We start from the raw sequence: 12,840 nt of genomic DNA, 5'->3' as shown, positions 1-12,840 counted from the left end.
GCCTTTCGCGCATCACGCATCGAAACATGGTCACTCCGGCCGTATAGCGGGCAACAATCGCCTCGTAGAGTGCCTGTTGTTTCCGTGCCCCACGGCGCCCTGCCATGTCCGACGAAATCCCCACCCGCTTCGATCCCCTGCCCGCTGCCCTGCAGACGCATCTGCAGCACCAGCGCTCGCTGATCGCCGCGCGCGTGGCGGCCGGCTTCCCGACGTTGCCGGTGCAGTGGCCGCTGGCGGCCAGCACACTGCAGCGCGTGATCGATGCCAAGCTGATCGACCGTGCCGACTGCGATGGCTGGGAAGCGCTGGGCGTGGCATTCGGTGACACCCTGGCCCAGCGCGTGCCGGGCCTGGCCTGGATGCAGGTCACCGATGCATGGGGCATCGACGCGGTGCTGCGTTATGCCGACAGCAGCCTGCAGATCGGCGCCAGCACACTGCTGCTCAAGCGCGTCGAACAGGGCGAGATCATCGACATCGCCCACCTGCTTGCGTGGCTTGAGGAATTCGTCGCCACCCGCGCCGACGATTACGCCTGACGGTACATCGGGGTAGATCCACGCCATGCGTGGATGAATGAGACCACGCGATGGCGCATCCACGCCATGACGTGGATCTACAGCCAGCGGCCGTCGACCACCACGCGGCGCTCCACCGGCACCCCGGCCACAGCGGCCGGGCCGTGGTCGGCACGCACGGCCACGAACGTCGCCGGCCGGCCTTCGGCAATACCATGCTGCGGCAGGCCGATCGCCTGCGCGGCGTGGGTGGTGACCATGTCCAGCGCCAGCATCAGGTCGGCATCGGTGTAGAAGCCGGACCGGTAGCCCAGCAACATCGCCCGCTGCAGCAGGTCGCCGTTACCGTACGGCCACCAGCAGTCGCGGATGTTGTCGTTGCCTGCGAACACGCGCACACCGGCATCATGCAGCGCGCGCAGCGGCGGGAAAGGATGATCGCCCGGCGCGTTGCTCATGATCGCCACACCCGCCGTGGCCAGTGCTTCGCCCACCTGCAGCGCGCGCGCCAGCGGCACGTCGCCCAGCGAATAGGCATGGCTGACCGCAACCCGCCCCTGCAGGCCGGCGGCCCGCGTCCGCGCCGCGATGCGCAGCAGCTGGGCCAGGCCGGTTTCGCCGGGCTCGTGCAGATGGATGTCCAGCTGCACGCCGTAACGCTCGGCCAGGCCGAACAGCAGCGCCAGCTGGCCTTCGGCATCACCATCGAGCGTGGTCGGGTCGATGCCGCCGAGCACCTCCACGCCCGCGGCAAGCGCCTGCTCCAGTACGGCGGCGGTGCCGGGACAGGACATCACCCCGGCCTGCGGAAACGCCACCAGCTGGATCCGCATGATGTCGGCGCAGTGCAGTGCCGCCTCGCGCACCGCTTCGAGATGGCCGAGACCGGTGCTGCCGTCGATATCGACATGGCAGCGCATCGCCACCGTACCGAAAGCACTGCATTGGCGGATCAGCGCCTCGGCACGGTCCACCATCGGTGCCGCACCCGCCACCGCCGCCTTCTCCACCGCCAGCCGCTCACGCAGGCTGTTCACCGGCTGGTGCGGGTGCCAACGGTCGCCGACGAAGCTCTTGTCGAGGTGAATGTGGCCGTCGACCAGCCCGGGCAGCACCGCGAAGCCCTGCAGGTCGACGCATTCCGCCGCGTCGGCCGGCGCCGCCTCGCCATTGAGCCCGCTGATGCGGCCATCACGGATATGGAAATGCAGTGGCGCACCGTCGCGGTCGACACCGCCATGGACGAACTGGAGGGTCATCGGGAACTCCCGGAATGCCAAGAATGGCGCCATCGTGCGCCTCGCCGCAGCCATCGGCCAACGAAATATCTGGATGGCACGCATTCACCAGAACGATGACTGCCCTGCGACAACCGGTCGCAGCCACGCCGTGCACACCCCTGAACGGGTAACATGGGCGCCTGTTTCCGCTGTGATGCCGCATGGGCCCGTCCGACCGCCACGATCGTCTCCGCCGCTGGCAGGCCGCGTCCCTGCTTGCCGCCGCCCCGATCGCCAGCCTGTCCGCCACTGATGCGGCGGCCGCTGCGCCGCTGCAGTCGCCGCCGGGTCAGCAGCGCATTGCCCCGGCTGCACTGGTCGAGCGCCTGCACCAGCGCGTGCTGTCCGGGCAGAGCGCCACTGCCACGCTGGAACACTGGTGCGCCGAGCACGGCCTGGCCGAACAGGCGCGGGTGCGTGCAGTGCGCGTACACGGCCAGGACAAGCCTGCCCCCGCCGACGTGCTGCAGGCGCTGGGTGTGAAGTCAGGTGCCGAGCTGCGCTATCGCCGCGTGCAGCTGGTCTGCGGCAGCCGCGTGCTGTCCGAGGCCGACAACTGGTACCTGCCCGGCCATCTCAGCCCGGCCATGAACCAGGTGCTGGACAGCACCGACGAACCGTTCGGTCGCGTGGTCGGCCCGCTCGGTTTCCAGCGCCAGACCTTGGCCGACCAGACGTTCTGGCCGCCGCGGGGCGAAGGCGACCGAGGCGTGATCCTTGAAGTGCGCGCCCTGCTGCGCGACCGCCAGCAGCAGCCTTTCAGCTACGTCATCGAGTCGTACCTGCAACAGGCGCTTCCGTAACGCGCCGTGGCGCCGGTCATCCGCCGGCGCTACGGGCCCGTGATGCCGTTGGCGGCCGGATCCACCGAGAACACGAAGCGCCCGCCATGCTGGTCCCTGCCCCATGTCATCGGCGCCGTGGCCAGGCTGTAGACCGGGGCCACCTTGTCCATGCCGATCGCCTCGGACCAGGCACTGAAATCCTCATCGGTACGGCTGCGGATCTCGCCAACGCACAGGCTGTAGCCGCAGGCAAAAGACACCAGCGTGCCGTCGTTGCCGATGAGCCGGGTCGCGGCCGCCCTGTAGAGCCGGGTCAGGTCCTGCACTTCCAGGTGACCGGCTGCATCGCGCTCGAACTGGCTGATCGCCTGCGCGAAGGCCTTGTCGGAACCCAGCACCGCCTCGCTCTTCTGTGCGGACACCGCACCCTCGTTCAGCAGCATGCGCTCGCCCTCGAGGAAGTGACCCTCCGGTTGCGCGAGCCCAGGGGCAGCCGTCGTGGTACTCGATGCCGTTGGCACGCGCGCTGATACAGCATCGGTCGCGGGGTTGGAAAGGGACGGCGCAGGCGCGGCATTGGCCACCTCCGCGGCATCCTCCACGCTGGCCGCCTGCCTGCCACTGCAACCTGCAATGGCCAGCACGGCAATCACACTCCACCCCCTGACATCCATGCGCATCCTCCTCCGTGTATCGCCCAGCATGCCATGTGCGCGCCGGCAACACGGATGCACTGCACAAAGAAAAGCCCGGCAATGCCGGGCCTTTCGTTCGCCTGCCGGATCAGCGGAACCGGTAGTCCAGCTGCACCCAGTACTGGCGGCCATACGGATCGTAGTTGCCGACCGGATAGAACGGCCAGCCGCCACCGTTCTTGTCCGCCGGCGGGCGGCTGTCACGCAGGTTGTTGACGATCACGCCCACCGACAGGTTCTCGCCGAATTGGCGGAACACGCTGGCGTTGTAGGTCATGTACGGCGCGATGCGGCCACTGCCATCGGTCTTCGGCAGCGAGCCGAAGCGGTTGCCGTACAGCGCGGTGGTCCAGTCACCCTGGTTCCAGGTGATGCTGCCGTTGGCCTTGCTGCGCCACTGGTAGTCATCCAGCGAATTGCGGATGTCACGCTCCGGATCATCGGAGAACTGCCGGTATTTGTGCTCCAGCACCACGGTGTAGGCCAGGCGCGTGGTGAAGCGGCCATAGCGACCGGCATCGAAACGCCAGTTGCCCTTCAGGTCCAGGCCGCGAACCGATTCAGAGGCGGCGTTGATCGGGTTGATCAGCACACGGGTCACCTGGTCCGGCTGCACGGTTGCATTGGACGGGTTGCGGATCACACGCGACAGCGCGTCCTGGCACAGCGGTGAGCCGATGTCACGCGCCTCGCCGCCCAGCGTCTTGCCCAACCGGCAATCGGCCTCGTCGCGCAGGATGCGGCTGGTATCGAGGCTGGTCACCTCGTTGTCGATGCGGATGTCGTAGTAATCGGCACTGAAATCCAGGCCAGCCAGCGGCGACCAGACCACGCCGAAGCCATACGACTTGGCCGACTCCGGCTGCAGCTGCGGGTTGGCACGGTTGCTGTAATCGATCGACAGGCCGTTGTAGTCGCAGTTGTCATACGACTGGCCTGCGGTGCGGCAGCGCCAGTAGTCGGTCATGCCCGGGTTGTAACCACGCGTCTCTGTCGCGAACACGTAGTTCATGTCCGGCGCCCGGAAGCTGGTGGCAGCGGTACCACGGATCAGCAGGCTCTCGATCGGGCGGAACTCGACGCCGAAGCTCCAGGTCGCCTTGCCGATGTGCTCACCACCGGCTCGGTACTGGTCATAGCGCCCGGCCAGGGTGGTGGTGAGCGACTGCAGCAACGGCAGCTGCAGCTCCACGCCGGCAGCATAGCGGTCGCGCTCGCCACCGGCACCAATACCGGCGCTGGTGTTCCAGAATTCACCGGTGCCCAGTCGGGGGTCCGGTCGATTGCGATAGCCCTGGCTGCCAGCCTCGACCACCGCAGCCAGCGCAGCGTCGCCACCGGGCAGTGCGAACAGCCGGCCGTTGACGCTGGCGCTGAAGGTCTGCAGCCACGCCGCGTTGCGGCTCTCCTGGTAGCCGGACAGGCTCTGGTACTCGTTCGGGCTCAGCGGCTGGAACAGGCGCGCGGGATCCGGCGCATAGACCTCTACGCCATTGCGCACGCCCAGCTTCGGGCCCAGCAGGTATTCGTTGATACCGGCCAGCAGCACCGGGCGGCGGGTGCGGTTCTCGTAACGCGAACGGCTGTAGACCGCCTCATAGTCCCAGCCACTGTCGCCGATCTGGCCGCGCGCGCCGACGTTGAATGACCACGAGTTTTCCAGGAAGCGGTTGGCATTGCGCGGCAGGCCACCGATTTCCTCGGGCGCAAACCGGCGGTACCAGCTTTCCAGGTTGCCGGTGGTCTGGTTGTAGAAGTAGTTGCGGGCCGAGGTCCAGGTGGGCGCACGGGTGTTGTTGGTGATGCGTGCGCTGCCCACGGCCAGATCGGCGAACAGGTCGGTGGTCTCGTTGACGTGGAAGGTCAGCAGGCCGTAGCCGTTGAGGTTGCGCTTCTCGGTCTGCACCGTCCAGTAGCTGGCGGCGGCCTCGTTGCTGCCGCAATACCAGCCCTGGCGCGGGTTGAAGGCACGGAACACGCTGCCGCCATAGATATCCGACGCCGCGTCGCAGCCATTGGCGCCCGGATCGATGTTGCGACCGGTCGCGGCGTTGCGGCGATACGCGATCGCGGTCGCCTGCGGCGCCTTGCCGGCGGGGTCATCATCCAGCGAGTCCATGAAATCGCGCTGGCGCGCATGGATCGCCTTGCGCACATCGAACTCGAAGCCGAACAGGGCATCCCAGCGCTCGCCGGAACTGCCACCAACCACCTGCGCGCGCTGGTTGTCGCCACCGCCCTGCTGGGTGCCGCCGGCCCGCACGTTCACGTCCACACCCTCAAAGCGGTCCTTGAGGATGATGTTGACCACACCGGCGATGGCATCGGAGCCATACACCGCCGACGCACCGGCCGCCAAGACCTCGATGCGCTCGATCAGCGCACTGGGAATGTTGGCCAGGTTGACCACGTTCACCGAGCCCTCGTAGGCCAGCGGGTAGTCGGCCTGGCGGCGGCCGTTGACCAGCACCAGCGTGCGGTTCGGGCCCAGCCCGCGCAGGTTGATGGTGTTGGCGGCCGGGGTGAAGGTGTTGCCGAAGTCCTCCCCCTGCACGTTGCCGGTGTTTTCAGTCAGGGCGCTCAGCGCGTCGAACGCGTTGCGGTAGCCCTGCGCGTCGATCTGCTCGCGGCTGATCACGGTCACCGGCGACGGCCCTTCGACACTGGCGCGCGGAATGCGCGAGCCGGTGACCTTCACTTCCTGCAATGAGGTGGGTGCGCTTTCCTGCGCGAAGGCCGGCGACGAGACCAGCATCAGGGACGACAGCGCGAGCACCAGCGGACGCGGGCGCAGCGCCTTGTGGGAGGCAGACATGGGCTTCCTGGGGGAGTTGGACGGGTGGTATGGGACCGGAGGCCTGCGCGGCGCATAACGATCCCGTAACGAAAGTGTCCTGAATGGATGGTTTCAACGGAAATGACCAGCCCTGATGGACTTATGCCTGAACCGAATCAGGCTGCGCCCGGTGATCGTCGCGTTTTTGCAATCTTTTGAATGGTCTGGCGAACCGGGCATTGCCATCGTTCCGGGGATGATGACCCCGTACCCCACATCCCCCCTCCCCCCGCTGCGCCCGGTGTTGCGCCGTCACCTGCTGCAGCTGCAGGCCGCACCGGTCACCCTGCGCCCGTTCCCGCGTACCGACCTGCCGCGCTGGCGCCTGTTCGATGACCGCCGCCGGCGCGGCCGCCGCCATCCGGCCGGTATCGACGAAGAAGCCCGCTTCCTTGCCCACATGCATCGCTCGCGGCTGGAGCAGGACAACGACCAGCTGCTGCTGGGTGTGTTCGATGACGAGCACGGCACTGTCCTGGACCAGCTGCATGTCCGCCTGCAGTCCCTGCATACGCGCTGCGCCGAGCTTCTGTCGCTGCAGCACTGGCACCCGCACGTGGATGCAGCGCTGCGCGCGCTGTGCCCGTTCCTGTTCGAGGATGTGGGCGTGCACCGCCTGTTCGTGATGCTGCCACCGGACTGCAGTGACCCGTTCGCCACTGCGCTGCACGCCTTCGGCTTCGAGCACGAAGGCCTGTTGCGCGACCATCATCTGGATCTGGATGGCTGGCAGGACCGCCAGCTGCTGGCGCTGACTGCACCGGTCTGGCGCAGCCGCCAGCAGCCACCGGGTTAGCGGACCCGCTCTAACGCGTCGCCTGCGCCGGTCAGCACCGAGCAGGCGTGGTCCTGCAGTTCTTCGGCGCTGGCCTCGTTGCCGGTGCCGGCGTCCACCCGGGTCGCCAGCAGGATGAAGCCCGGGGCGCCCTGCACGGCGTCCCGGCCGGCCACGACCAGGCTCCACTGGCCCACGTCGTCCACGCCTGCGAGGTCGTACGCCAGCAGATTGAGCGGATTGGCGGTCAGTTCCGCGCCCGCCAGCAGGCGTGCCTGGTATTGATGGCCGCGCAGCAGCACCGGCAGCGGTGCCCAGCGGCTGCCGAGGGCGGCAGCATGCGTGTCCAGCGCCTGCAGCACGTCGGCACGCAGGCAATCCACGTGGATATGCAGCTGGTGCTGCGAGCGGCCGTGCGGCGAGTTCAACGCCAGGCTGGCGACGTTGCGCGGCAGCGGTTGCCGCAGGGCCTGTTCGGTGTGGCTGCGCGCCTGCCAGGCGGCAGCGAAGTAGTTCGGTGCACCACGCTGGTACAGGCTGCGGCTCTCGATACCGCTCACCTTGTCCAGCGGCATCAGCAGGAACTGATAGTCGCCGTGCGCATCCTTGACCAGCACATCGCGGCGGTCTGCGGTCGTCTCCACGCGCAGGCAGTCGCCGCGTGGACCTTCGGCGCCCCGGCAGTCACGTTCGATCAATCGCCACAATGCATCGGAATGGGCCGGCGGCGGCGGCGCACTGGCACAGGCGGACAACAGCAGCAGGGACGACAGCAGGAAGGGGCGCAGGGACACGGCAACGACTCACGGAGCAGGCACGGCAGACAGCGCCGCGCTGCATTCTAGCCAGTGCGAAGCTGCAATCAGTAGGTGCCGAACGGCACTTCAACCACGATCGGGGCGGCACCCTCGCCGGCCTGCAGGCTGTAGCGGTCCAGCGCCCCATCGTCATCGGCGTGCGGCTGGCGCTGGAAATGCAGCGGGTAGCGGGTGTCCCCCAGGCGCACGGCGCTGCCGTCGGCCTCCAGCGCGGCACCTTCCGGAATCAGCAGCCCTCCCAGGTCACTGTAGGCGCCAGGCACATCGGCGAAGCGGTAGTCGGCCAGCTCGTCCACCCGCTGCATCGCATAGACGTGCGGCACATAGGGACGTGCGGGGCTGCGGCCATTGCTCAGGTCGGTCACCCAGGCCTGCGGCAGGTGGTACTGCTCGCGCAGCGCGGCCACGCCCAGCGAGGGGCTGGCCACCTGCAGGCAGCACACCGTGCGCTTGCCTTCGCGGTCAAGAATGGCGAAACGGTCACCGCGGGTGGCCGCCTGCGGCAGCATGGCGAAGGCCAGGTTACGCTGGGCCGGTGCGTAGCCGGATTCGGTCTGCAGGTTGCGCCAGGCACCGAATACCGGGGTTTCGACCGGCGCGGGTTCCGGATCGGCAGCGGAGGCGGAGGCGGAGGCGGAGGCGGAGGCGGCAAACGCTACGCCCAGCAACGACAACACCAGCGCCGTCATCGTCTTGTCCTTGCCGCGGAAACTGCCTGCCGTCATACCGTATCCCGTATCCAACACCTGCGCCGGAAAGGCCCGGCCTGCCCGCTGGCGTATTGCCAGCCATTGCTCCCACTATGCAATGACCACGCTGTGCCGGCAATGACCGGGATGCTGACGCCTTTCGCACGCTCGGTGCTATCGTTCCCGCCATCTTCCCCTGCGCAGGAGCGCTCGCATGTCTGCATTCCGTCTGTCCCTGTTGCTGCCGGCCTCTGCCCTGCTGCTGTCGGCCTGCGTCAGCACCCCTGGCCCGGAAGTCAAAGGCAGCGGCCGCTGCGACGCCAGCCAGCTGGGCTGGGCGATCGGCCAGCCGGCCAATGAGCCCAACATCCGCCGCCTGTCCCGCGAGAGTGGTGCCGGCCTGGTCAACCCGATCGGCCCCAGCACCATCACCACCAAGGACATCCGCCAGGACCGCCTGCGCGTGTTCGTGGACAAGGACAACATCATCACGTCCACGCGCTGCGAGTAAGCGCCGCCACCGCTTTTGTAGAGTCGAGCTATGCTCGACTGGCTTTTCGCGCCGCCCATCCGAAGACCCGTCGAGCATCGCTCGACTCTACATTTCAGGGTTCGGTATAGCCGGCACAGTCCGGCAGTGCCTGGTCCGGGTGGAACATCCCCGCCCCGAAGCGGAACAGCCGGGTGTAGGTACACGCCGGGTCCTGTTCGATGCGCAGATCCTGCTTCTTCAGCGGCCCCCTGGCCAGCGAATCCTCGAAGCGCGAAACACCGGCCGGGTACCGGGTCGCCACGGTCTGGTAGCGCAGCACCGGCATGCCCTCGGCAACCGTATCCAGCGCCAGCTTCGCCGAGAACCCGTATTCGTCGTGGCAGGCACCGGCGCGCTGCTTGATGTCCTGCTCGCTGAAACAGGCGCGGATCATCGCATTGCCCAGCCATGGCACGGTCAGCACGTCGTCGTCCACCTGGATGTCGTCCTGCAGGTGACGCACGCGTGCCAGCTGCAGCGTGGACGCGTCGGCACCTCCACCGGAGTACATGGTGCTGAACTTGACGATGCCATCCACCAGCACATTCTGGCGGACGCGCTGCTGCGGGTCGGTCACCGGTTCATCGCTGCCCACGCCAGGGGCCAGCCGCACGATCCATGGCCACAGCGACAGCTCGCTTTCCTGCGGCACGTCGATGCTGACGTGGTAGGTGTGCGGCTTGCCCTGGCCCGGTGCCTTCTCAAGCACTTCCAGCACGGTCGGCCGGTTACCCTCCTCGGCAACCGGCTGCACGCGTACGCACCAGTTGCCGTCCCGCGTGCAGTCATAAAGCCCCGACGGTCCAGTCTCACTCGCGATCAGTACCTGTCCCAGCGGCTCCATCACGTTGCCGGCGGCATCGCGCTGCTGCGGCAGGATCGCGCTCTGGGCCAGCGCCAGCAGCGGGGTCGCCAGCAATGCAGTGCACAGCGTGGCGCGGACGGCGGCGGTGGGCATGGATGGCTCCTGCGGATGGGCTTCCGATGGTAACCGTTGCCCGGGCGGCGTCGAGCCATGCTCGTCTGCTGTCTGTCGGCAGGAGCAGCCGAGCATAGGGTCGGCTCTACATCATCCGCAATCGCAGCCACCCCAGCCCTTGGCTTTCGACGTCTGGCCAATGCCCGGATTGAACGTATTGCTCGGGTCCAGCTGCCTGTAGAACCCGGCCAGCGCCGGCTTGGCCGGGTACAGGTGACCGACATTGTGCTCGGCCGGGTACTCGGCACCACGCTGGTCCAGCAATGCCCACATTGCGTGCTCGATCGCCATCGGGTCTTCACCCTTGCGCGCGATGTAGTCCTGGTGGAACACGTGGCACAGGAAGTGCCCGTAATACAGCTTGTGCAGCAGGCGGCCGTCGATATCGGCCGGCAACTGCTCGAACCAATCGGCATCATCTCGGCGCAGGGCAATGTCCAGCGCCACGATGTCCTGCACCTGCCCGCGATGCACTTCGCGGTAGCGCACCGCGGCACCGGCCACGGCGAAGCGATGCAGGAACGCCTTGCGCCCCTCCTCGGCCGTGCAGTGGAAAAAGCCGCCTTCGTGCCCGGCGAAGAAGGCGCGCAACCAGGCCTCGGTTTCCGCAGCGTCCTGGGCAGAGACCTTCAGCAACAGGTGATGCTCGTAGCGCTGGCGGAACTCGCCCATGCGCTTGGGCAGGTGCGAGGGCAGCAGGCCGGTCAGAACCTGCATCACCCGGTCAGTCACCCCACGCAGGCCCAGCCGTTCGAACCAGCCGTCGACGCGGCTCTTCAATGCGAACGCGGCAGGTACACGTGCGGTGCCGAGGCGATCGATCAGCAGGAAGCTGTCCTTGCCGTAGCGCTCGCCGATGTCATAGGCATCGCGGTGGATGTACTCACCGGCAATCGGCACGCGCTCGAAGCCGGTCAGCAGCTCGCGACGGATCGCCGTGAGGCTGTCGGTGCGGTTGCTGCCGATGTAGAAGACTTCGGCGGCCTCCCTTTCGAAGGTATCCAGGCGCACCGCGAACACCGCCAGCTTGCCGGCCGAACCGGCAGCCTCGTAGTGGCGGCTGGGATCAGCATTGAAGCGCGCCGGGGTATCGGCGTCGACCTTGCGCACTTCGTCGGCGTAGCGCGGATCGGAGGCTGCGCGGCCGTCGCCGTCCCCCACATCCGACGCACTGTAGTCGCCGGCCTGCAGGCGCTGCAGGATCTGCTCGGGCGTATCGCCCAGCGCGATGCCGAGATGGTTGACCAGCTGCAGCTGGCCCTGCGCATCGACCCGCGCGTACAGCGCCAGCTCGGTGTAGGCCGGGCCACGGCGCACCAGCGCGCCGCCGGAGTTGTTGCAGATGCCGCCCAGCACCGAGGCGCCGATGCAGGACGAGCCGATCACCGAATGCGGTTCACGGCCCAGCGGTGCCAGCGTCTGCTCCAGGCGGTCGAGCGTGGCACCGGGCAGGCAGAGCACCTGGCGGCCTTCGTTCAACAGCTGGATGCCGGTCAGGCGCAGCGTGCTGACCAGCACGATCGGCCGGCCGTAGTCATCGCCGTCCGGGGTCGAGCCACCGGTCAGCCCGGTATTGGCCGCCTGCAGGATGATCGCCGCCCCACCCTGCACCGCTGCCTGCAGCACGCGCCACAGTTCCAGCAAGGTACCCGGGCGCACCACTGCCAGTACCGGGCCATCGCCGAAGCGGTAGCCGCGACGGAAGCGGCGCGTGGCCTTGTCGCCGGTCAGCACATGGCGGCTGCCGACGGCGTCGCGCAACTGTGCCAGCACGGCATCGTGGCCACTCATGGCAGGCTGACCAGCGAATCGCGGCCGATGTCGGCGATGCGACGCGCGCCGGTCAGTGTCATCGCCACGCGCATTTCCTTGGCGATCAGGTCCAGCAGGTTGGCAACGCCGGCCTCGCCCTGCGCGGCCAGCGCATAGACGAAGGCACGCCCCAGCAGCACGGTATCGGCACCGAGCGCCAGCATGCGCACCACGTCCAGGCCGGTACGGATGCCCGAATCGGCGAGAATCTTCAAATCACCCTGTACCGCGTCGGCAATCGCCGGCAGTGCGCGTGCGGTGGACAGCACGCCGTCCAGCTGGCGGCCACCGTGGTTGGAGACCACGATGCCATCGGCACCGAACCTGACCGCATCACGCGCGTCATCCGGGTCAAGGATGCCCTTGATCACCATCGGGCCCTTCCAGAATTCGCGGATCCACTCCAGGTCCTTCCAGGAAATGGAGGGATCGAAGTTGCTGCCCAGCCAGCCGATGTAATCCTCCAGCCCGGTCGGGTTGCCACGGTAGGTGGAGATGTTGCCCAGATCATGCGGACGGCCGAACAGTCCCACGTCCCACGCCCAGTGCGGATGGGTGATGGCCTGGCCGATACGGCGCAGCGAGGCATTCGGGCCGCTCATGCCGGAGTGTGCATCGCGGTAGCGCGCGCCCGGCACCGGCATGTCAACGGTGAACACCAGCGTGGTCACGCCGGCGGCCTGCGCCCGCTCCAGCGCATTGCGCATGAAGCCACGGTCGCGCAGCACATACAGCTGGAACCACATCGGCCGCTGGATGGCCGGTGCCACTTCCTCGATCGGGCACACCGATACGGTGGACAGGGTGAACGGGATGCCGCGGCTGTCGGCCGCGCGCGCCGCCTGTACTTCACCACGCCGGGCATACATGCCGGTCAGGCCGACCGGCGCCAGCGCCACCGGCATCGCCAGCTTTTCGCCGAACAGCTCGGTTTCCAGGCTCAGGTCGGACATGTTGCGCAGGATGCGCTGGCGCAGCGCGATGTCGGACAGGTCGGAAACGTTGCGCTTCAGCGTGTGCTCGGCATACGCGCCGCCATCGATGTAGTGGAACAGGAACGGCGGCAGCCGCCGTTCGGCAGCAGCACGGTAATCGGTGGAGGCGGAGATGATCATGGG

12 protein-coding genes are annotated in these 12,840 nt (G+C 67.6%); 4 read left to right on the top strand and 8 right to left on the bottom strand.

Annotated features, from left to right (window positions below):
- Window positions 1-104: 104 nt before the first annotated feature.
- A complete protein-coding gene (locus tag AC5P9N_RS04535) occupies window positions 105-542 on the top strand; it encodes a DUF3806 domain-containing protein (protein ID WP_012480567.1) in 438 nt (145 codons plus the stop codon).
- 77 nt (window positions 543-619) lie between these two features.
- Here the strand turns inward: AC5P9N_RS04535 and AC5P9N_RS04530 are convergent, their stop codons facing one another.
- Window positions 620-1,780 carry an amidohydrolase family protein gene (locus AC5P9N_RS04530; protein WP_099484289.1) on the bottom strand — a complete coding sequence of 387 codons (1,161 nt, stop codon included), beginning with the start codon at window positions 1,778-1,780 and terminating at the stop codon, window positions 620-622.
- Between the two features lie 182 nt (window positions 1,781-1,962).
- Here AC5P9N_RS04530 and AC5P9N_RS04525 point away from each other — a divergent pair, with 182 nt between their 5' ends.
- Window positions 1,963-2,604: a hypothetical protein gene (locus AC5P9N_RS04525; RefSeq protein ID WP_099484290.1), complete on the top strand. Its 642-nt coding sequence runs from the start codon at window positions 1,963-1,965 to the stop codon at window positions 2,602-2,604.
- A gap of 29 nt (window positions 2,605-2,633) precedes the next feature.
- Here AC5P9N_RS04525 and AC5P9N_RS04520 read toward each other — a convergent pair whose 3' ends face one another.
- Window positions 2,634-3,260, bottom strand: coding sequence for a hypothetical protein (locus tag AC5P9N_RS04520; RefSeq protein WP_043035213.1), 627 nt, complete (start codon window positions 3,258-3,260; stop codon window positions 2,634-2,636).
- A gap of 109 nt (window positions 3,261-3,369) precedes the next feature.
- Entirely contained in the window at window positions 3,370-6,096 is a 2,727-nt protein-coding gene (locus tag AC5P9N_RS04515; protein ID WP_099484291.1) for a TonB-dependent receptor plug domain-containing protein, read from the bottom strand.
- Between the two features lie 217 nt (window positions 6,097-6,313).
- On the opposite strand from AC5P9N_RS04515, the gene AC5P9N_RS04510 reads away from it, so the two are divergent.
- Complete coding sequence (locus tag AC5P9N_RS04510) at window positions 6,314-6,913, top strand: GNAT family N-acetyltransferase (RefSeq protein WP_369479430.1); 600 nt, start codon at window positions 6,314-6,316, stop codon at window positions 6,911-6,913.
- On the opposite strand, the gene AC5P9N_RS04505 is transcribed toward AC5P9N_RS04510, so the two are convergent.
- Together AC5P9N_RS04505 and AC5P9N_RS04500 are read right to left on the bottom strand one after the other, a co-directional pair.
- Window positions 6,910-7,686, bottom strand: coding sequence for a CDP-diacylglycerol diphosphatase (locus AC5P9N_RS04505; protein WP_099483926.1), 777 nt, complete (start codon window positions 7,684-7,686; stop codon window positions 6,910-6,912). The genes AC5P9N_RS04510 and AC5P9N_RS04505 overlap by 4 nt on opposite strands.
- Before the next feature lie 68 nt (window positions 7,687-7,754).
- Window positions 7,755-8,435 carry a hypothetical protein gene (locus tag AC5P9N_RS04500; RefSeq protein WP_049469547.1) on the bottom strand — a complete coding sequence of 227 codons (681 nt, stop codon included), beginning with the start codon at window positions 8,433-8,435 and terminating at the stop codon, window positions 7,755-7,757.
- A 178-nt stretch (window positions 8,436-8,613) separates the two neighbouring features.
- Between AC5P9N_RS04500 and AC5P9N_RS04495 the strand changes: the two genes are divergently transcribed.
- Window positions 8,614-8,910 carry a hypothetical protein gene (locus AC5P9N_RS04495; protein ID WP_005413768.1) on the top strand — a complete coding sequence of 99 codons (297 nt, stop codon included), beginning with the start codon at window positions 8,614-8,616 and terminating at the stop codon, window positions 8,908-8,910.
- 94 nt (window positions 8,911-9,004) lie between these two features.
- On the opposite strand, the gene AC5P9N_RS04490 is transcribed toward AC5P9N_RS04495, so the two are convergent.
- The 3 genes from AC5P9N_RS04490 to lldD all read right to left on the bottom strand — a co-directional run bounded on the left by AC5P9N_RS04490 (window position 9,005) and on the right by lldD (window position 12,837).
- Window positions 9,005-9,889, bottom strand: coding sequence for a hypothetical protein (locus AC5P9N_RS04490; RefSeq protein ID WP_154329485.1), 885 nt, complete (start codon window positions 9,887-9,889; stop codon window positions 9,005-9,007).
- A 111-nt stretch (window positions 9,890-10,000) separates the two neighbouring features.
- Complete coding sequence (gene dld / locus AC5P9N_RS04485) at window positions 10,001-11,701, bottom strand: D-lactate dehydrogenase (protein ID WP_049475964.1); 1,701 nt, start codon at window positions 11,699-11,701, stop codon at window positions 10,001-10,003.
- Complete coding sequence (lldD, locus tag AC5P9N_RS04480; protein WP_059034693.1) at window positions 11,698-12,837, bottom strand: FMN-dependent L-lactate dehydrogenase LldD; 1,140 nt, start codon at window positions 12,835-12,837, stop codon at window positions 11,698-11,700. The genes dld and lldD overlap by 4 nt, the downstream gene beginning before the upstream one ends.
- Between the last annotated feature and the right edge of the window lie 3 nt (window positions 12,838-12,840).

The sequence above is a fragment of the Stenotrophomonas sp. YJH_SMC_6 genome (assembly GCF_059371335.1).
Note: the sequence above shows the minus strand (reverse complement) of the source record. Positions and strands in the feature narration are given on the sequence as shown.

Bases quoted from the DNA above. Each gene is read 5' to 3' on its own strand.
- AC5P9N_RS04535 (WP_012480567.1), top strand. From the start codon at position 105: ATGTCCGACGAAATCCCCACCCGCTTCGATCCCCTGCCCGCTGCCCTG.
- AC5P9N_RS04530 (WP_099484289.1), bottom strand. From the start codon at position 1,780: ATGACCCTCCAGTTCGTCCATGGCGGTGTCGACCGCGACGGTGCGCCA.
- AC5P9N_RS04525 (WP_099484290.1), top strand. From the start codon at position 1,963: ATGGGCCCGTCCGACCGCCACGATCGTCTCCGCCGCTGGCAGGCCGCG.
- AC5P9N_RS04520 (WP_043035213.1), bottom strand. From the start codon at position 3,260: ATGGATGTCAGGGGGTGGAGTGTGATTGCCGTGCTGGCCATTGCAGGT.
- AC5P9N_RS04515 (WP_099484291.1), bottom strand. From the start codon at position 6,096: ATGTCTGCCTCCCACAAGGCGCTGCGCCCGCGTCCGCTGGTGCTCGCG.
- AC5P9N_RS04510 (WP_369479430.1), top strand. From the start codon at position 6,314: ATGATGACCCCGTACCCCACATCCCCCCTCCCCCCGCTGCGCCCGGTG.
- AC5P9N_RS04500 (WP_049469547.1), bottom strand. From the start codon at position 8,435: ATGACGGCAGGCAGTTTCCGCGGCAAGGACAAGACGATGACGGCGCTG.
- AC5P9N_RS04495 (WP_005413768.1), top strand. From the start codon at position 8,614: ATGTCTGCATTCCGTCTGTCCCTGTTGCTGCCGGCCTCTGCCCTGCTG.
- AC5P9N_RS04490 (WP_154329485.1), bottom strand. From the start codon at position 9,889: ATGCCCACCGCCGCCGTCCGCGCCACGCTGTGCACTGCATTGCTGGCG.
- dld (WP_049475964.1), bottom strand. From the start codon at position 11,701: ATGAGTGGCCACGATGCCGTGCTGGCACAGTTGCGCGACGCCGTCGGC.
- lldD (WP_059034693.1), bottom strand. From the start codon at position 12,837: ATGATCATCTCCGCCTCCACCGATTACCGTGCTGCTGCCGAACGGCGG.